The following is a 17,807-nucleotide window of genomic DNA, read 5'->3' as shown; positions in this document are numbered from 1 at the left end:
GGCGGAAACATTGGAAAGCAAGGCCGCGAAGGCCGCACCGATGGACCGTCTGTGGGCCGAGAACGACGATTCCCGCGTCACCGGCGATCCGTCGCTGGTCGTCGACGTGGCCGGCTTCGAAGGTCCTCTCGATCTGCTGCTGCATCTTGCCCGCACCCAGAAGGTCGATCTGGCGCGGATCTCGATCCTGGCGCTGGTCGAGCAATATCTGACCTTTGTCGAGACCGCGAGGGCGCTCAGGCTCGAGCTTGCCGCCGACTATCTGGTGATGGCGGCGTGGCTGGCCTTCCTCAAGTCGAAGCTGCTCATCCCCAAGCAGCCTGGCGACGAGGGCGAAAGCGGCGAGGAACTGGCGGCGGTGCTGCAGTTCCGGCTGAAGCGGCTGGAGGCGATGCGCGACGCCTCGGCGCGTCTGGTCAACCGCAACCGACTCGGCCGCGACGTGTTCGCGCGCGGCATGCCGGAAATGGTCATCGTCGAAAAGCGCAACGCCTATTCGGCCTCGCTCTACGATCTCCTGACCGCCTACGCCCAGCAGCGGCAGAAGCAGGCGATTAACAATGTGACGATCGCCAGGCGCGGTGTCTGGTCGCTCAAGGACGCGCGCGACATCCTGACCCGGCTGGTCGGCGCGGTGCGCGACTGGACGGCGCTGGAGAGTTTTCTGATCGAATACATGACCAGCCCCGAGGAGCGGCGCACGGCGATCGCCAGCTCGTTCGCGGCCACGCTGGAACTGGTGCGCGAGGGCAAGATGGACATGCGGCAGGACGACGTGTTCGCGCCGATCTACCTGCGCGGCCGCGCACAGGCAATCAAGGCAGTCGAGGTGGCATCATGAGCGAGCGCGCCAACGCTTCGGTTATCCCGTTCAAGGTCGATGACGAAACGGAAGGGGAGTTGTTTCCCCAGGAACCAGCCGAGCAGGTCCAGAACCCGGCCGAGCGCCTCTATATGGCGGAAGCCGTGCGCATGGCCGAGGCGATCGTGTTCGCCAGCACTGAACCTGTCAGCGAAAAGCAGCTGGCGGCGCGCCTTCCAGATGGCATCAACATCGCCCTGGCGATGGCCGACCTGCAGCAAATCTATGCGCGGCGCGGCGTCAATCTGGTGCGCGTCGGCGACGCCTGGGCGTTCCGCACCGCCGGTGACCTGGCCTTCCTGATGAGCCGCGACACGGTGCAGCAGCGCAAGCTGTCGCGCGCCGCGCTCGAAGTGCTGGCGATCATCGCCTACCACCAGCCGGTGACGCGCGCCGAGATCGAGGACATCAGGGGTGTCGAAACCTCGAAAGGTACGCTCGACACGCTGCTGGAAACGGAATGGGTGCGCATGCGCGGCCGACGCAAAACGCCGGGACGCCCTGTCACCTATGGCACGACCGAGACCTTCCTCGACCATTTCGCGCTGGAGGAAATCCGCGACCTTCCCGGCATGGAGGAACTGAAAGGGGCAGGGCTGCTTTCGGGCCGCATGCCGTCGAATTTCTCCATTCCACAGCCGCCGGCCGATCCCGATGCGCTGGCCGACGACGAGGATGCGCTGACCGACATCGACCTCGAGGAACTCGGCCTGCTGACGCCGCGCGTCACGGAAGATTGACTGGCAATCGCGGCCAATCTGTCGAGGATGCGCGGATTCGTAGCGGGCCATCACGCCGAAAATGCGTGACATCCGCCACCCTTTCATAAACTCTGTCGCAGTTGTGTTTGAATCCCAACGCGAAAACGCATAGATCATCGCCAGGGAAAACATTCGAGAGAGATTTGCTATGGGTTCATTTTCGATTTGGCACTGGATGATCGTGCTCGTGATCGTGCTGCTGGTGTTCGGCCGCGGCAAGATCCCTGAGCTGATGGGTGACATGGCCAAGGGCATCAAGAGCTTCAAGAAGGGCATGGCGGACGACGACGTTGCCGAAGACAAGCGCACCGTCGAACACCGCGCCGACGAGACCGTTTCGGCCGCGAAGGAAAAAGCCAGCAAGAGCTGAGCCAAAAGGTTCTAGTCGGAACAGAGTGCCATGTTTGAAGTCGGCTGGACCGAAATGCTGGTCATCGCGATCGTCATGATCGTGGTCGTCGGGCCCAAGGATTTGCCCAATATGCTGCGCACCTTCGGCCGCACGACGGCCAAGCTGCGTGCCATGGCGGCCGACTTCCAGAAGCAGTTCAACGAGGCGCTGAAGGAAGCCGAGCTCGACGACGTCAAGAAGTCGGTCGACGAGCTCAGGGGCCTCAGCCCGATGTCCGAGATCAGGAAGCAGCTCAATCCGTTCGAGCAGGCGGCGGCCGATGTGCGCTCCGGCGTCGACGCGGTGATGAAACCCAAGCCGGCAGACGATCCGACAGCGCCAGCCGCTTCGACGCCGCAGGCGGCCGAGCCGTTGAAGAACGGCGCGACGACCATGCCTGGCGTCAGCGGGCCGGAAGCCGCACCAGCAGCGCCGATTTTCCCGGCAATGACCGATGAATCGGTGGTGACGGTGTCAGTGCCAGCCGAACCGGTTGTCGCGGCGAAGGCGTCGGCGGTGAAGAAAGTGGCCAAGGCTGTTCCGGCAAAAGCGCCGGCTAAAGCGCCTGCCAAGGCGTCGGCAAATGGCACGATGGCTTCCGCGCCGGCAAAGGCGGCGACCGCCAAGGCCGCACCTGTGTCCAAGGCGGCGGTAAAGCCTGAAAAGGCTGCGAAGCCCACTGCGGCCAAGACGGTCGCGACCAAGCCGATCGTTACCAAGCAAATCGCTACCAAGACAATCGTTACCAAGACTGGGACGAAAGCTGAACCGAAGCCTGCCGCGGCGAAGAAGCCGGCGGCCAAGAAGACGGCTGGAGCCGCCAAGTGAGCGTTTCGGACAAGGAAAGAGACGAGATCGAGAAATCGTCGGCGCCGCTGATGGAGCATCTGATCGAGCTGCGCCGGCGGCTGATCTGGTCGCTCGGCGGCTTCTTCGTCGCCTTCCTGGTCTGCTTCTTCTTCGCCAAGAGGCTTTTCAACCTTCTGGTCGTCCCGTTCAAATGGGCGACGAAGTGGGCCGGGCTCGATCCGCACAAGGTCGAGCTGATCTACACCGCGCCGCAGGAATTCTTCTTCACCCAGGTCAAGCTCGCCATGTTCGGCGGCATGGTCATCGCCTTTCCGCTGATCGCCACGCAGATCTACAAGTTCATCGCGCCCGGCCTCTACAAGAACGAACGCAACGCCTTCCTGCCGTTCCTGATCGCATCGCCGGTGCTGTTCCTGATGGGCGCATCGCTGGTCTATTTCTTCTTCACGCCGATGGTGATGTGGTTCTTCCTCGCCATGCAGCAGGCCGGCACCGACGATCAGGTGCAGATCTCGCTGCTGCCGAAAGTGTCGGAATATCTCAGCCTGATCATGACGCTGATCTTCTCCTTCGGCCTGGTGTTCCAGCTGCCGGTGGTGACCAGCCTGATGACGCGCGTCGGCATGCTGTCGTCGAAGGCGCTGGCCGAAAAGCGCAAATGGGCGATCGTCATTGCCTTCGTCGTCGCGGCGGTGCTGACGCCGCCCGACCCGATGAGCCAGATCGGCTTGGCCATTCCGACGATCCTGCTCTACGAGGTCTCCATCTGGGCGGCGCGGCTGATCGAGCGCGATCAGGAAAAGCAACGGGTGGCGCGCGAGAAGCAGGACGCGGCGGAAGAGGTGGCCGAAAAGTCCTCTACATAGGCTATGGCGCGGCGCCCGCCGGGGGGCGGCGGGCTTGGCATCGATTGCCTTGTGACGGCAATTATGCTATAGATTTGGGCATGGTGCTGATTTGCGCCAACGACCCGCCGCAAGGCGGGTTTTTTTATTTTTTCCGGCTCTCGCGCCATCCCCGGTAAAGCGCGCTAAAGCGAGATCGAAGCCCTGGCTTGATCACGCCTGATCTTGCATCGATCAACGATGCGGTTTACGCCCTCTGGCTGAAACGCATCGCCATCGTGGCGATGCGTTTCAGTTTTGTTTGAAGCATGTCAACCGCTGCGCACTTTTGGGCGACATGCTACCCAGGAGCGTTCAAACCATGCTTGACATCAAATGGATTCGCGACAACCCGAAGGCCCTTGTCGAGGCGCTGGTGAAGCGCTCGTGGTCGGCCGGCGAGGCGCAGTCCACAGTCGACGGGCTGATCGCCTCGGACGAGGCGCGGCGCGAACACGTCACCGAGCTGCAGACCAAGCAGGAGCGCCGCAATGCCGCCTCGAAGGAGATCGGCAACGCCATGCGCTCGGGCGATGCGGCGCTTGCCGAAAGGCTGAAAGCCGAAGTCGGCGAGATCAAGACCTTCATCCAGAATGGCGAGGCGCGTGAACGCGAGCTCGACAAGACGCTGAACGACGCTCTGGCGGTGTTGCCCAACGTGCCGTTCGACGATGTGCCGGTCGGCAAGGACGAGCACGACAATGTCGTCAAGCATATCGTCGGCAAGCTGCCGACGCGTCCGAATTGGGTGAAGGAGCATTTCGAGATCGGCGAAGCGCTCGGCATGATGGATTTCGAGCGGGCGGCGAGACTGTCTGGCTCACGCTTCACCGTGCTGAAAAGCGGGCTGGCGCGGATGGAGCGCGCGCTCGGCCAGTTCATGCTCGACCTGCACACGACCGAGCATGGCTATACTGAGGTGCAGGTGCCGCTGATGGTGCGTGACGACGCGATGTTCGGCACCGGACAGTTGCCGAAATTTGAGAACGACCTGTTTAAGACCGAGAAATCTCGCCGAAAAGAGGACGTTGGTCAGAAAACACTCGACTTGTTGGAGAGCGCTACGGGCAAAAAGGGTGACGAATTTAATGCGGTGCTTGCCGAGGCGCGCCGTGAGATTGAATTGTACCTCATCCCCACCGCTGAAGTGCCTCTCACCAATCTCGTGCGCGAAGAAATCACCGCGCATGAAAAGCTGCCGCTGCGCTATACCGCACTGACGCCATGCTTCCGGTCGGAAGCAGGCTCGGCCGGGCGCGACACGCGCGGCATGCTGCGCCAGCACCAGTTCTACAAGGTCGAGCTGGTTTCGATCACCGATCAGGAATCGTCGCTCGCCGAGCACGAGCGGATGACGCAATGCGCCGAGGAAGTGCTGAAGCGGCTCGGGCTGCCGTTCCGCACCATGACGCTGTGCACCGGCGACATGGGCTTTGGCGCGCGCAAGACCTATGACATTGAGGTCTGGCTGCCCGGCCAGAATGCCTATCGCGAGATTTCGTCCTGTTCGGTGTGCGGCGATTTCCAGGCGCGCCGCATGGACGCCCGCTACAAGGACAAGGACGGCAAGGGCAACCGCTTCGTCCATACGCTCAACGGCTCGGGCACCGCGGTCGGGCGCGCGCTCATAGCTGTCATCGAAAACTACCAGAATGAGGATGGCAGCGTAACCATTCCTGAAGTGCTGCGGCCTTACATGGGCGGCCGGGAAAAGATCGAATCGAAATAATGCGCATCCTGCTGACCAATGACGACGGCATTCATGCCGAGGGCCTAGCGTCGCTCGAACGGGTTGCGCGCACGCTGTCCGACGATGTCTGGGTGGTGGCGCCGGAGCAGGACCAGTCCGGCTATGCGCACTCGCTGTCGATCTCGGAGCCGCTGCGGTTGCGCAAGATCGGCGAGAAACATTTTGCCGTGCGCGGCACGCCGACCGATTGCGTCATCATGGGCGTCAAGAAGATCCTGCCCGGCGCCCCCGACCTGATCCTGTCCGGCATCAATTCCGGCGCCAACATCGCCGACGACGTCACCTATTCGGGAACCGTCGCCGGCGCCATGGAAGGCGCGCTGCTCGGTATCCGCTCGATCGCGCTCAGCCAGGGCTACAGCTATGTCGGCGAGGATCGCGTCGTCCCTTACGAGACGACCGAAGCGCTGGCGCCTGCACTGCTGCAGAAACTGGTGGCGACGCCGCTGCCGGACGGCGTGCTGCTCAACGTCAATTTTCCGAACTGCCTTCCTGAAGAAGTCGCAGGTACTGTGGTGACCTCGCAGGGCAAGCTCGTGCACAGTCTGTGGGTCGACGAGCGCCGCGACGGGCGCGGGCTGCCTTACTACTGGCTGCGTTTCGGCCGCGAGCCGGTCGAAGGCAAGCGAGGCACCGACCTCCATGCCTTGCGCAACAGGCTGGTGTCGGTGACGCCATTGCAGCTCGACCTCACCGCGCATGAAATCCGTGACCAACTGAGCAAGGCGCTTGCATGAACCAGGGCCTCACAACCGACGACCGCGAAGGTTTTGCTGCCTTTCTGCTGCGTTTGCGCGGCAGGGGGACGGTGCCGAAGGCGCTGATCGCGGCCTTCGAGGCGACACCGCGGCGCGGTTTCCTTGGCGCCCAGTTCCATCCGATCGCCTGGTCGGACCGCATGCTGCCGATCGAATGCGGCGAGGCGATCGAAGGTGCCGACCTGCAGGCGGCGGTGATCTCAGCCCTCGCCATCGAGCAGGGCAACCGCGTGCTCGAGATCGGCACCGGCTCGGGCTACACGGCGGCGGTGATGTCGCGGCTGGCGGCGCGGGTCGTCACCACCGACCGCTACAAGACGCTTGTCGAGCAGGCCAGGCAGCGCTTCGAGGCGCTCGGCATCGGCAATGTCATCGTGCGCCAGGCGGACGGATCCGGCGGTCTGCCGAACGAAGGGCCGTTCGATCGCATCGTCGCCTGGGCAGCCTTCGACAGCCTGCCGCGCTTCCTGCTCGACCAACTGTCGAGCGGCGGCATCGTCATCGCCCCGATCGGACCCGAAGAGGGCGAACAGGTGCTGGCCAAGCTGACCAAGGTCGGCAGCCGGTTCGAACGCGAAGACATCGGCCTCGTGCGCCTGCAGCCGATCCTGCGCAGCGTCGCCGCCGTCATCTAGAGTAATCTTTTATGCGGTGCCGGCCTGCGAATTGTGAGGCCGCAAACCGCTGCATCCGGTTACGGCGAGTCGACTTAGCCAGCCCGGCCTGAGCATAGCTTCGGCACTCTGCAAGCGATCTCAAATATTTTAAGAAAATTCGCATCGGATTCTATGGGGTTAACCGACGAGTAACATTAACGCGCTTTAATCATGCCTAGTTTGTACCGGGTATGTGCGGGTTAGTGCGATGCAACTCAGTGTTTTGAAGACAAACGGACGCAACCTGATGCGTGGTTGTGCCGTACTCATGGTCGCAGGCGCTGCGGCAGGGTGCAGTTCCCAGGCCTCGCGCTTCAACAGCGTCGATGACGTCTTTACCTCGTCGACCAACAATCAGCGCGCCATCATCAACAAGCAGGACGCCGTGCAGGCCTATCCGGGCGATGTCGAGGCCGCTCCGGTCGACGGCAGCCATACGCAGTCGGTCAGCCGCTCCAGTCTCGAACCGGTCTCGACGCGGCCGCTGCCTCCGCCCGTTGCGCAGGCACAGCCGGCTCCGGCACTCGCGCCTGCCGCAAAGCCGGTCCGCACCGCATTGGCCCCGGCGCCGCATGTCGACCGGACCACGACCGGCACCGTCGCTCCGGCGGCATCGCCGTTCAAGGTCGCGCAGCCCGACGCACCGCGCGCCGCCGCGGCCGGCACGCCGCATGCAACCGAGATCGTCGTCAGGGATGGCGAAACGATTTCCGGCCTGGCGCAGCACTACAAGGTGCCGGCCGACGTGATCATGAAGGTCAACGGGTTGAGCCCGACCAAGGGGCTGAAGACCGGCCAGAAGCTGGTCATCCCGGCCTATGCCTACTCCAGCAAATCGGAAGCGAAAGTCGCCGACGCCAAGCCGGCGAAAAACGGCAAGCACGACCTGCCGGCCACCGCGCCGGCCAAGGTCGCCGTCCTGCCGCAGCAGCCCAAGCTTAAGGAGGGCAAGTCCGCCGCTCAGGTCGATACTTCGGCCGCCGCAAGCCAGCCCAAGGAGCCCAAGCCGCAGATGGCCGCGGCCAAAGCGACCGGCGCTGCCGGCACCTACACGGTCCAGTCGGGCGACACGCTTTCTTCGATCGCCAGGAAGACCGGTGTCGGCACCGTTGCGCTCAAGCAGGCCAACGGCATGAAGGACGGCTTGCTCAAGATCGGCCAGACCTTGAAGGTGCCGGCGGGCGGAACCGCGACCGTCGCCAGCGCCAAGCCGGCGAAGATCGATCCGGTGACAACGGCGACCACGCAGCCCGCGGCAAAGACGACGCCGTCGGAAACGCTGGCGTCCTACACGCCGCCGAAGAAAGATTCCAGGGTCATCCAGCAGGCCGAGGACGACGACGCGGTTGCACCGGATGCAACCGGCATCGGCAAGATGCGCTGGCCGGTGCGCGGCCGCGTGATCTCCGGTTTCGGCTCGGGCAAGGACGGTGTCGACATCGCCGTGCCGACGGGAACGCCGGTCAAGGCGGCCGAGAACGGCGTCGTCATCTATGCCGGCGATGGCCTCAAGGAATTCGGCAACACGGTGCTGGTGCGCCACGAGAACGGCCTGGTCACCGTCTACGGCCATGCCAGCTCGATCGAGGTGCAGCGCGGCCAGAAGGTCAAGCGCGGCCAGGAAATCGCGCTGTCGGGCATGAGCGGCACGACGGACTCGCCGAAGCTGCACTTCGAAGTGCGCAAGAACTCCGCCCCGGTCGACCCCTCTGGCTATCTCGAATAGTCGGGCTGTCTCGAATAGAACAAGAAAGCGATTTTGCGGGCCGTCTGACCTCCAGTCCGGCCCGCCGGCTCAGCCCGCCCCGCAAGGAGCGGGCTTTTTCAGTGGCTTTTCTCCGACCCTAATCCTTGAGCGGCTTGCCAAGCCGTCCAGCCAGGTCCTGGGTGAACTGCCAGGCGACACGGCCCGAGCGGCTGCCACGCGTCGTCGCCCATTCCAGCGCCTCGGCGCGCAACGTCTCGGGATCGACGGAAAGATCGTGATGGCGGACGTAGCCGTCGATCATGTCGAGATATTCGTCCTGCGAACATTTGTGGAAGCCGAGCCATAGGCCGAACCGGTCTGAGAGCGAGACCTTCTCCTCGACCGCTTCGGACGGGTTGATGGCGGTCGAGCGCTCGTTGTCGATCATGTCGCGCGGCAAGAGATGACGGCGGTTCGAGGTGGCGTAGAAGATGACGTTGGCCGGGCGGCCCTCGACGCCGCCTTCGAGCGCTGCCTTCAGCGACTTGTAGGAGGTGTCGTCGTGGTCGAAGGAGAGGTCGTCGCAAAACAGGATGAAGCGGAAGGGGGCTGACTTCAGCAGTCCCATCAGCTTCGGCAGCGTGTCGATGTCCTCGCGGTGGATTTCGATCAGCTTCAGCGGCAGGTCGGACTTGGCCCTGGCGTTGATCTCCGCATGCACGGCCTTGACCAGCGACGATTTGCCCATGCCGCGCGCGCCCCACAACAGCACGTTGTTGGCTGCGTAGCCGGCAGCGAAGCGTTCGGTGTTGTCGACAAGGATATCGCGCACGCGGTCGACGCCACGGATCAGGCCGATGTCGACGCGGTTAACCCTCCGCACCGGCTCCAGATAGCCGGGATCGGCCTGCCAGACGAAGCAGTCGGCCCCGCCGATGTCCGTTTCAGGCACCGGCGGCGGGGCGAGGCGGCTAACCGCCTCGATCAGGCTGTCGAGCTTCTTGTTGAGGGCGTCAATGCTGCTGTCGGTCATGTCGGTCTTTTGTTTTTCGCGTTTTGAAGTGGGGAGCGTGCCGATTCCGCCGGGTTCGAAACCGGTTGCAACCTTTTGTTCGAGCGTGATCTTTTCCGAAAACCGGCTCGTGCTGTTCGCGATCATGCTCTAACACGGCTCAACAGGCCGGAAAAGCAGCCGATTTGGCGGGCCACGCAGTTGCATTGGCAACTTTACCGACTATATTCCGGCCAAATTTCAAGGGGCCGCCAAACTCCACAAGGACGGGTGGCGGCTGTTTTCAAAATTCAGGAGTACCTCGATGTTCGTGACACCGGCATACGCCCAAGGCGTTGGGGCTTCTCCCGACATGTTCATCAGCATTTTGCCGTTTGTCCTGATTTTCGTGATCATGTATTTTCTGATCATCCGGCCGCAGCGCACGCAGCTGAAGAAGCGCGGCGAGATGCTGGCCGCGGTTCGTCGCGGCGACACGGTCGTCACTGGCGGCGGCTTCGTCGGCAAGGTGACCAAGGTGATCGACGAAAACGAACTCGAGATCGACCTCGGCGGTGGCACCAAGGTGACCGCGCTGCGTTCGACGATCGCCGATGTGCGCGTCAAGGGCGAGCCTGTGGCGAACCAGAACGCCAAGAAGTAACCGAATTTCAGGCGGAGCGATCCGCGGATACGCTCTGACGGACGACGCCATATGCTTTATTTTTCGCGCTTCAAGATGATCCTGATCTGGGTGGCCGTGGCCATCACAGTGATCCTCGCCGCGCCCAATCTGTTCTCCGCCAGCACTCTGGCCCAACTTCCCAGCTGGGTGCCGAAGCGCCAGATGACGCTCGGCCTCGATCTGCAGGGCGGCTCGCACATCCTGCTGGAGATGAATCAGAACGACCTGATCAAGGACCGGCTGGAGACGACGCGCGACGAAATCCGGACGCTGCTGCGTGACGCCAAGATCGGCTATACCGGGCTTGCCGGCACGGGTCGGACCTTGCAGGTCCGCATCACCGATCCCGCCCAGCTCGATGCCGCCAAGAAAGCGCTGAAGTCGCTGACCGATCCGGTCGCTGCCGGCCTGTTCACTGGCGGCTCCATCCAGGAAATGACGCTCGACGATTCCGAGCCCGGCCTGCTCAAGTTCAACGTCACCGATGCCGGCATCAAATACCGCACGTCGACCGCCTTGACGCAGTCGATCGAAGTGGTCGAGCGCCGCGTCAACGAACTTGGCACGACCGAGCCGATTGTGCAGCGGCAGGGCGACGACCGTATCCTTGTCCAGGTGCCGGGCCTTCAGGACCCGCAAAGGCTGAAGGAAATCCTCGGCCAGACCGCCAAGCTGACCTTCCAGATGGTCGACCAGTCGATGCCGGTGCAGGACGCGCTGAATGGCCGCCCGCCTGCCGGCTCTTCCGTGCTGTATTCGCAGGACGATCCGCCGGTTCCCTACCTGATCGAAAACCGCGTCATCGTTTCGGGCGAAAATCTCGTCGATGCGCAGGCGACATACAATTCGCAGAACAACGAGCCGGTGGTTTCGTTCCGCTTCGATTCGAAAGGTGCGGCGCGCTTCGGCCAGGCCACGGCACAGAATGTCGGCAAGCTGTTTGCCATCATCCTCGACAATCAAGTGATTTCCGCGCCGCAGATCCGCGAGCCGATCCTCGGCGGCACCGGCCAGATTTCGGGCAATTTCACCGCCCAGAGCGCCAACGATCTTGCCGTGCTGCTACGCGCCGGCGCGTTGCCGGCGACGCTGACGGTGATCGAAGAGCGGACCGTCGGACCAGGGCTCGGCCAGGACTCCATCCATGCCGGCAAGGTCGCCGGCATCATCGGCTCGGTCCTCGTCGTGGCCTTCATGTTCGTTGCCTACGGCTTCCTCGGCTTCCTCGCCAACATCGCGTTGGCGGTGCACGTTGCGATGATCGTCGGGCTGTTGTCGCTGCTTGGCGCAACGCTGACCTTGCCGGGTATCGCCGGTATCGTGCTGACCATCGGCATGGCGGTCGATTCCAACGTGCTGATCTACGAACGTATCCGCGAGGAGCGACGAAACGGCCGCTCCGTGATCCAGGCGATCGACACCGGTTTCTCGAAGGCTCTGGCGACAATCGTCGATTCCAACGTCACCTCGCTGATCGCTACGGTGGTGCTGTTCTATCTCGGCACCGGGCCGGTGAAGGGCTTTGCCATCACCTACGCCATCGGCATCCTGACCACTGTCTTCACCGCCTTCACCTTCACCCGCCTGCTGGTCTCGATCTGGCTGCGCCGGGCACGTCCGAAGGAGTTGCCGAGGGCGCCGGTGACCTTCATTCCTCCCGGCACCAAGATCCCCTTCATGGGCATCCGCCGTTGGACGTTCGCACTGTCCAGCTTGCTGTCGGTCCTGTCGGTCGTGCTGTTCATGACCGTCGACATCAATTACGGCATCGATTTCAAGGGCGGTTCGCTGATCGAGGTGAAGGCCAAGAGCGGCAACGCCGATATTGCCGACATCAGAGGCAGGCTCTCGGAACTCAACATCGGCGAAGTGCAGGTGCAGCAGTTCGGCGACCCGAACGACGTGCTGATCCGTGTCGGCACCCAGGATGGCGGCGAGAACGCCGAGCAGACGGTCATCGACAAGGTTCGCGGCGAACTGCAGGACAATTATGATTTCCGCCGCGTCGAAGTGGTTGGACCGACAGTTTCCGGGGAATTGGCCAAGCAAGGTACCATTGCCATGCTGGTCGCGCTGCTCGGCATCCTGATCTACGTCTGGTTCCGCTTCGAATGGCAGTTCGCGGTCGGCGCCATCATCGCGACGGTGCACGATGTGGTCATGACCATCGGCTTCTTCGTCATCACCGGGCTTGAATTCAACCAGTCGTCGCTGGCGGCGATCCTGACCATCATCGGCTATTCGCTGAACGATACGATCGTGGTCTATGACCGCGTTCGCGAGGATCTGCGAAAATACAAGCGCATGCCGCTGCCGCAACTCCTGAACAACGCCATCAACGAGACGCTGTCGAGAACGACGCTGACCTCGGTGACGACGATCCTGGCGCTGCTGGCGCTGGTGCTGTTCGGCGGCGAGGTGATCCGGTCGTTCACCATGGCCATGCTGTTCGGCGTCGTGTTCGGCACCTATTCGTCGATCTTCATCGCGGCACCGCTGCTGATCCTGTTCAAGCTGCGGCCACAGGCTGAAAGCGACGAGCAAAAGCCGGTCGGCGGCAGCAAGGCGGTCGCGACCTGACGCGCGGCCCCGAAGGGGTGACAGAACGGTGACCGGCAAAGGCATCGTCATCCGCGAGGCGCATTTCCCCGGCCGCGCGCCGATCGAGGCCTATGGCAATGGCGGGTTCCGCTTCGCCGATATGTCGCATCGCGGGTCGCTACTCTGCCTGCCATCCGGCATCCATGGCTGGGAGCCGGCGGATCCTCTGGCGCTGACGGCAGCGGATTTCGACAGGCTGCTGGCCGAAGCCGACAAGGTCGAGATCCTGCTGGTCGGCATGGGCAGGGAACTCAGGCCATTGCCGGCAGCATTACGGGCCGCGCTGAAGGCGGCAGGCATTGCGTCCGATCCGATGTCGACCGGTGCCGCGGTGCGGACCTACAATGTGCTGCTGGCGGAAGACCGGGCTGTGGCCGCCGCGCTCATCGCCGTCGATTGACATGTCTCAGAATGCCAAAATCGTCATGGATGCGGTGCGCGCCGCCGACCACGACCGCTATCTCACCGCACTCTACGCGCCGGCCGACAAGCGCGATGCGCTGCTTTCGCTCTACGCCTTCAATGCCGAGATCGCCGGCATTCGCGATCGCATCCACGAAGCACTGCCTGGCGAGGTGCGGCTGCAATGGTGGCGCGATGTCATTGCCGCTGAAGATGACGGCGCAAGCATCGGCCACCCCGTTGCCGACGCACTGAAGGCGACGATTTCCGCTTACCGCCTGCCGAAACCGGCCTTCGACAACATGCTCGAAGCGCGCATTTTCGACCTCTACGACGATCCGATGCCGTCGCGCACCGATCTGGAAGGTTATTGCGGCGAGACGGCAGCCGCACTTATCCAGCTTGCGGCGATGGTGCTCGATCCCGTCGCGGCGCCACGGTTTGCCGAGCTGGCGGGCAGGGCAGGCTGTGCGCAGGCGATGACCGGCCTGCTGCTTTTGCTGCCGCTGCACCGCAAACGCGGGCAATGTTTTGTCCCGGCCGATATCCTGGCCGCGGCTGGATCTTCGCCGGAAGAGTTTGTTGCCGGCGATGGTGGCCCTGGCGCCAAACGCGCGGTGGCAGCGATGATGGCGCTGGCGCGCGACCATCTTTCCGCTTTCGAACAGGGCGCATCGGCTCTGCCGGTGTCGTTGCATCAGGCATTTCTGCCGCTGGCCCTGTCGCGTGCCTATCTCAGGAAAATGGAGAATGGCTCGCCGCTCGATGGCGTGGCGCGACTGTCGGCTTTGCGCCGGCATTGGCTGCTGCTGCGGCGCGCGGGCAAGGGTTGGCCGGCACTTTGACGTAAACGTCAATCATGTTAAGGAGTCTCCCGGCCAAAACTGTTGCCAAAGACGACAGACCGGCCGGAGGAGATACTGCATCCATGAGCTTGCCTTTGCTGGTCGCGATCGTCGCCCTTGGCATTGCGCTGTCGGTCGCCGCCGTACACTTCACCGGCGGCAGCAAGACGGCCACGCTTGCCGGCACGGATCAGGCGATGAGCCGTTTCGCCGAAGATTTTCCCGACGAGGTGGCCGCAACAGTTCGCCTGACAGCGGATGCCGGGACGGCGTTCCTCGATCTCGGGCGAGGGCGCACCGGCATCGTTCACAGCGTTGGCGACTGTTTTTTGACCCGCATCGTCACATCTCGGGACGTCACGGGTTTGACTGCCGGCGACGCAAACACGGTCTCGTTTCGGCTTGCCGACTTCACCTGGAAGGGCGGCCGCTTCCGCTTTGCCAGCGCAACAGATGCGCAAGGCTTGCTGAAGGCGCTTGATCCGCAACATTCCAATTCCGCCGGGGAGGCGGCGTGATGGACAGCTACAACTTTCCGCCGGTCACCCAACTGGCCATCCCGTTCTTCGTTGCCGCCATCCTGATCGAGCTCTGGCTGGTGCGCAGCGGCCGCGCCAAGGGCTCGTTCGAGACGCGCGACACGCTGACCAGCCTGATGATGGGCACCGGCAATGTCGTCGCCGGGCTGCTGCTCGGCGTGGTGTCCTACTGGGCGCTGCTGTGGCTGTGGCAGTTCCGCATCTTCAACCTTGGCCTGTCGGTCTGGGTGTTCCTGACAGCCTTCCTGCTCGATGACCTGCGCTACTATGTCTACCACCGCATCGCGCATAGGGTGCGCTGGGTGTGGGCCGAGCACGTCAACCACCACTCAAGCCAGCACTACAATCTGTCGACGGCGCTGAGACAAAGCTGGACCAGCCTGTTCACCTTCATGTTCGTGCTGCAGGCGCCACTGGTGCTGCTTGGCTTCCATCCGGCGGTGATTGCCTTCACCTTCGGATTCAACCTGGTCTGGCAGTTCTGGATCCACACCGAGACGATCGGCAAGATGTGGGGCTGGTTCGAATTGGTCTTCAACACGCCGTCGCACCACCGCGTCCACCACGCCACCAATCCGCGTTATCTCGACGCCAATTATGCCGGCACGCTGATTATTTGGGACCGTCTGTTCGGCACCTTCGTCGAAGAGCTGGAAGAGGACCAGCCGCGCTACGGCATCGTCAAGAATCTCGGCACCTTCAATCCGCTGAAAGTGGCGTTCCACGAATGGATCGGGATGTTCACAGATGCCTTTGCACCGGGGCTGAGCTTGAGCGATCGGCTGAACTACCTGATCAAGCCGCCGGGCTGGAGCCATGACGGCTCGCGCGAAACCTCGGAGAGCCTGAAAGCCGCCTATGTCAGGCGGAATCCGGGCGAAGCCGGCAAGCCGGGCTTGCCGGAGGCGAGTGCTGCGCCGGCCGAATAGTGAAGTAAACTACGACCTGGTGGCAATTTGACAGCATGATGGCTTGATACTATTTTTGGCGTCCTAGTACTTTTGGGGGTGGTGATCATGCTTCGTCTTGTATCCACTTGCTTTTTTCTGTTAGCCACAACATTGACTTACGCTGCGCCAGCCATCGACTGGCGGGTCAAGCATCCTTTCCGGTATTTCACCGAAACCACCGATTTCGATATGCAGCGGGAAGCCATGGCCGAGGTCATGGCAACCCATGGCGGCGCCTTAACGGCTACGGCGGTTTCTGATCTCGAACGGCTGCTCAACGATCCGCGCTGGCTGCGAGAGTGGTACAAACAGGACGCCACGCTCTATCCGAATCCCAAGGGCGCGGGCCGGCCCGAACGCGGCTGGGCGAACCCTGTCAATCGTCGCCGCTCCACCTGCTGGGACGCCCGAGAACAGTGGCATTCGTCCTGCGCCAGCGACAGTTTCGGAACCGCGCTTCGTACCGACTACGTGCGCCCGCAAGGGCACACCGTTGTCTTCAGCTTGACGGATGCGCCGTCCGGCATCTGCCGGTGGCAAGCCGCGCGGCCGATTTTCATTGCCGGCCGTGGCCGGCTTTCGGCGACGGCGGAACAGCCCTGCGCCGCGCTCTTTGAAGCGCGCATTCCCTTTGAACCAGATATCCCGGAAGCTGCGCGCGGCGTCGATGTGTCTGTGACCCTGCCGAACGGCACGGTGCTTTCGCAACCTGCCATCTGGGTTCGTGACCGGCTCATCGCCGGTATCGGTGACAGTTTTTCGTCGGGCGAAGGCAATCCCGATACACCGGTCGAGATCGATCCGCTGTCAAGACGGAGACTTCTCAACATCTCCTTCGTCTACGACCCCGACACCCAGGCGATCAAATCGGTACCAGCCTATTCGTTGCCGGTCCGCTATCAGAATGCGCCGGCTGGCTGGCTCGACCGCAAATGCCATCGTTCGGCCTATAGCTATCATCTGCGCACCGCCTTGCAGGTCGCTCTTGCCGATCCCAAGCACAGTGCGGTGACGTTTCTCGGCTTTGCCTGCTCGGGAGCCGAAGTGACGGAAGGGCTGCTTTTTCCCTATGCCGGGGTTGAGGCAGTCAACAGTTCCTATTTTTCGTCGGGCGGCAAACTGCGTCGCGACTTGCCGCAGATCGATCGGCTGATGATCGAACTGTGCCGGGACGATCTTCTGCGCACGCATGCAACCCGTACAGTGACTTTCGACGCGCCGCTCACCGACGAGCGAGGCCGCGCATTGCGCAGCGCCAAACTCCTCGACTGCAAGCCGGGGCGGTTCCTGCGGACGATCGACATGCTGATCGTGTCCATCGGTGGAAACGACGTCGGCTTCACACCGCTCATCGTGGAAGCGCTGACCAAGACAAGGCCTCCATACGCAAACGTCAACAGCAGCTTGCGCGCCGACGCCCTCGGCGCGTCAGTCATTCGAACTGTCGCGCGGATCGCCAAGGCGCATGATGTCGCCACGGCGCGAATCCGCGCAAAGGAGTTGCCGGCGCGCTTTGCCGCCTTGCGAAAGGCGCTGGCGCCGCTGCCCATCGCCAGCAATGGTGGAATGCCCAACATTGTGCTGACCGCGTTTCCCAAGATCGAATTCAACCAGGATGGAAGGCTCTGCGGCGAAGCCACACCGCGTGAAAGGCTTGAAGGCTTCAATGTCGGCGGGGTGCTGTCGATCGACGTGCCTACGCTGCGTCCCATCAGCGATTTCGCCAACAATGTGCTTTACCCGGCGACGCGCGAGGCCGCCCACGCGGGAAACTGGCATTTCGTCGATGCCCAGCGTGCCGCGTTCGCCAAGCATGGGATCTGTGCGCAAAAGAGCTTGTCGAGCGGCGTCACGGCCGCCGAGAGCCTGATGTTGCCCTACTACCATGCGGACGGGCCGCGACCGGACAAATGGTCGGAATTCGAGCCATTTTCCGCTTATCGCGATGCCGATTTCAAGGCGTCTCGCGACACGCGTGCCTACGCGCCGCGCGAGCGCTGGTTCCGCACCATCAACGACATCTGCCTTTTCGTGCAGTCCAAGGCGAGCGGCACGCCACCGCCGCCGCAGGATTGGGCGTTGCTCGATCTGGTTGAGGTTTGCCTGGGCGGTCCGTTCCATCCGACCGCGGAAGGCCATGCCCACATCGCGGACGCGGTGTTCGCGGCAGCAACCACGATGCTCAACTTGCCACGGCCAACGGTCGCGGATGTGCGACCGCACTGAAGGGAGGAG

18 protein-coding genes are annotated in these 17,807 nt (G+C 62.9%); 17 read left to right on the top strand and 1 reads right to left on the bottom strand.

The window, feature by feature from the left end; genetic code table 11:
* Positions 1-40: 40 nt before the first annotated feature.
* The 9 genes from AC1DYW_RS20395 to AC1DYW_RS20355 all read left to right on the top strand — a co-directional run bounded on the left by AC1DYW_RS20395 (position 41) and on the right by AC1DYW_RS20355 (position 8,598).
* A complete protein-coding gene (locus AC1DYW_RS20395) occupies positions 41-841 on the top strand; it encodes a segregation and condensation protein A (protein WP_095088090.1) in 801 nt (266 codons plus the stop codon).
* Entirely contained in the window at positions 838-1,602 is a 765-nt protein-coding gene (gene scpB / locus AC1DYW_RS20390; protein WP_477227417.1) for an SMC-Scp complex subunit ScpB, read from the top strand. The genes AC1DYW_RS20395 and scpB overlap by 4 nt, the downstream gene beginning before the upstream one ends.
* A 169-nt stretch (positions 1,603-1,771) precedes the next feature.
* Positions 1,772-1,993, top strand: a complete 222-nt coding sequence (locus AC1DYW_RS20385; RefSeq protein ID WP_095087696.1) for a twin-arginine translocase TatA/TatE family subunit — start codon at positions 1,772-1,774, stop codon at positions 1,991-1,993.
* 30 nt (positions 1,994-2,023) lie between these two features.
* Complete coding sequence (gene tatB / locus AC1DYW_RS20380) at positions 2,024-2,842, top strand: Sec-independent protein translocase protein TatB (RefSeq protein ID WP_457150644.1); 819 nt, start codon at positions 2,024-2,026, stop codon at positions 2,840-2,842.
* A complete protein-coding gene (tatC, locus tag AC1DYW_RS20375) occupies positions 2,839-3,690 on the top strand; it encodes a twin-arginine translocase subunit TatC (protein ID WP_184873748.1) in 852 nt (283 codons plus the stop codon). The genes tatB and tatC overlap by 4 nt, the downstream gene beginning before the upstream one ends.
* 340 nt (positions 3,691-4,030) lie before the next feature.
* Positions 4,031-5,437, top strand: a complete 1,407-nt coding sequence (gene serS / locus AC1DYW_RS20370; protein WP_477227416.1) for a serine--tRNA ligase — start codon at positions 4,031-4,033, stop codon at positions 5,435-5,437.
* On the top strand, positions 5,437-6,195 hold the full coding sequence (gene surE, locus AC1DYW_RS20365) for a 5'/3'-nucleotidase SurE (RefSeq protein WP_095087702.1): 759 nt from the start codon (positions 5,437-5,439) through the stop codon (positions 6,193-6,195). The genes serS and surE overlap by 1 nt, the downstream gene beginning before the upstream one ends.
* A complete protein-coding gene (locus AC1DYW_RS20360) occupies positions 6,192-6,851 on the top strand; it encodes a protein-L-isoaspartate(D-aspartate) O-methyltransferase (RefSeq protein WP_477227415.1) in 660 nt (219 codons plus the stop codon). Before surE ends, AC1DYW_RS20360 begins: the two co-directional genes overlap by 4 nt.
* 229 nt (positions 6,852-7,080) lie before the next feature.
* Positions 7,081-8,598, top strand: a complete 1,518-nt coding sequence (locus tag AC1DYW_RS20355) for a peptidoglycan DD-metalloendopeptidase family protein (RefSeq protein WP_477227414.1) — start codon at positions 7,081-7,083, stop codon at positions 8,596-8,598.
* 118 nt (positions 8,599-8,716) lie between these two features.
* On the opposite strand, the gene AC1DYW_RS20350 is transcribed toward AC1DYW_RS20355, so the two are convergent.
* A complete protein-coding gene (locus AC1DYW_RS20350; protein WP_477227413.1) occupies positions 8,717-9,592 on the bottom strand; it encodes an ATP-binding protein in 876 nt (291 codons plus the stop codon).
* Here AC1DYW_RS20350 and AC1DYW_RS20345 point away from each other — a divergent pair.
* The 8 genes from AC1DYW_RS20345 to AC1DYW_RS20310 all read left to right on the top strand — a co-directional run bounded on the left by AC1DYW_RS20345 (position 9,576) and on the right by AC1DYW_RS20310 (position 17,798).
* Entirely contained in the window at positions 9,576-9,725 is a 150-nt protein-coding gene (locus tag AC1DYW_RS20345; protein WP_477227412.1) for a hypothetical protein, read from the top strand. The two genes, AC1DYW_RS20350 and AC1DYW_RS20345, sit on opposite strands and share 17 nt — an antisense overlap.
* 150 nt (positions 9,726-9,875) lie before the next feature.
* Positions 9,876-10,214, top strand: a complete 339-nt coding sequence (gene yajC / locus AC1DYW_RS20340) for a preprotein translocase subunit YajC (RefSeq protein ID WP_477227411.1) — start codon at positions 9,876-9,878, stop codon at positions 10,212-10,214.
* 51 nt (positions 10,215-10,265) lie between these two features.
* The gene (gene secDF / locus AC1DYW_RS20335) at positions 10,266-12,815 is read left to right on the top strand and encodes a protein translocase subunit SecDF (RefSeq protein WP_477227410.1); all 2,550 of its coding nucleotides are present in this window, start codon (positions 10,266-10,268) and stop codon (positions 12,813-12,815) included.
* Between the two features lie 28 nt (positions 12,816-12,843).
* On the top strand, positions 12,844-13,236 hold the full coding sequence (locus AC1DYW_RS20330; RefSeq protein ID WP_477227409.1) for an Mth938-like domain-containing protein: 393 nt from the start codon (positions 12,844-12,846) through the stop codon (positions 13,234-13,236).
* A 1-nt stretch (position 13,237) separates the two neighbouring features.
* Positions 13,238-14,083 carry a phytoene/squalene synthase family protein gene (locus tag AC1DYW_RS20325; protein WP_477227408.1) on the top strand — a complete coding sequence of 282 codons (846 nt, stop codon included), beginning with the start codon at positions 13,238-13,240 and terminating at the stop codon, positions 14,081-14,083.
* Between the two features lie 83 nt (positions 14,084-14,166).
* A complete protein-coding gene (locus AC1DYW_RS20320) occupies positions 14,167-14,601 on the top strand; it encodes a hypothetical protein (RefSeq protein WP_477227407.1) in 435 nt (144 codons plus the stop codon).
* Positions 14,601-15,551, top strand: coding sequence for a sterol desaturase family protein (locus AC1DYW_RS20315; RefSeq protein WP_477227406.1), 951 nt, complete (start codon positions 14,601-14,603; stop codon positions 15,549-15,551). The genes AC1DYW_RS20320 and AC1DYW_RS20315 overlap by 1 nt, the downstream gene beginning before the upstream one ends.
* 132 nt (positions 15,552-15,683) lie before the next feature.
* Positions 15,684-17,798 (top strand): SGNH/GDSL hydrolase family protein, encoded by a 2,115-nt coding sequence (locus AC1DYW_RS20310; protein ID WP_477227405.1) that lies wholly within the window; start codon positions 15,684-15,686, stop codon positions 17,796-17,798.
* Positions 17,799-17,807: the final 9 nt, after the last annotated feature.

This window comes from Mesorhizobium sp. P2_D5 (assembly GCF_056404355.1).
The sequence above is the reverse complement of the archived record's forward strand: the minus strand, read 5'-3'. Positions and strand labels throughout refer to the sequence as shown.

Coding starts and splice junctions, on each gene's coding strand:
- yajC (WP_477227411.1), top strand. CDS start 9,876: ATGTTCGTGACACCGGCATACGCCCAAGGCGTTGGGGCTTCTCCCGAC.
- AC1DYW_RS20395 (WP_095088090.1), top strand. CDS start 41: ATGGACCGTCTGTGGGCCGAGAACGACGATTCCCGCGTCACCGGCGAT.
- serS (WP_477227416.1), top strand. CDS start 4,031: ATGCTTGACATCAAATGGATTCGCGACAACCCGAAGGCCCTTGTCGAG.
- secDF (WP_477227410.1), top strand. CDS start 10,266: ATGCTTTATTTTTCGCGCTTCAAGATGATCCTGATCTGGGTGGCCGTG.
- AC1DYW_RS20315 (WP_477227406.1), top strand. CDS start 14,601: ATGGACAGCTACAACTTTCCGCCGGTCACCCAACTGGCCATCCCGTTC.
- AC1DYW_RS20345 (WP_477227412.1), top strand. CDS start 9,576: ATGCTGCTGTCGGTCATGTCGGTCTTTTGTTTTTCGCGTTTTGAAGTG.
- scpB (WP_477227417.1), top strand. CDS start 838: ATGAGCGAGCGCGCCAACGCTTCGGTTATCCCGTTCAAGGTCGATGAC.
- AC1DYW_RS20355 (WP_477227414.1), top strand. CDS start 7,081: ATGCAACTCAGTGTTTTGAAGACAAACGGACGCAACCTGATGCGTGGT.
- AC1DYW_RS20325 (WP_477227408.1), top strand. CDS start 13,238: ATGTCTCAGAATGCCAAAATCGTCATGGATGCGGTGCGCGCCGCCGAC.
- AC1DYW_RS20360 (WP_477227415.1), top strand. CDS start 6,192: ATGAACCAGGGCCTCACAACCGACGACCGCGAAGGTTTTGCTGCCTTT.
- AC1DYW_RS20385 (WP_095087696.1), top strand. CDS start 1,772: ATGGGTTCATTTTCGATTTGGCACTGGATGATCGTGCTCGTGATCGTG.
- AC1DYW_RS20350 (WP_477227413.1), bottom strand. CDS start 9,592: ATGACCGACAGCAGCATTGACGCCCTCAACAAGAAGCTCGACAGCCTG.
- surE (WP_095087702.1), top strand. CDS start 5,437: ATGCGCATCCTGCTGACCAATGACGACGGCATTCATGCCGAGGGCCTA.
- tatB (WP_457150644.1), top strand. CDS start 2,024: ATGTTTGAAGTCGGCTGGACCGAAATGCTGGTCATCGCGATCGTCATG.
- AC1DYW_RS20320 (WP_477227407.1), top strand. CDS start 14,167: ATGAGCTTGCCTTTGCTGGTCGCGATCGTCGCCCTTGGCATTGCGCTG.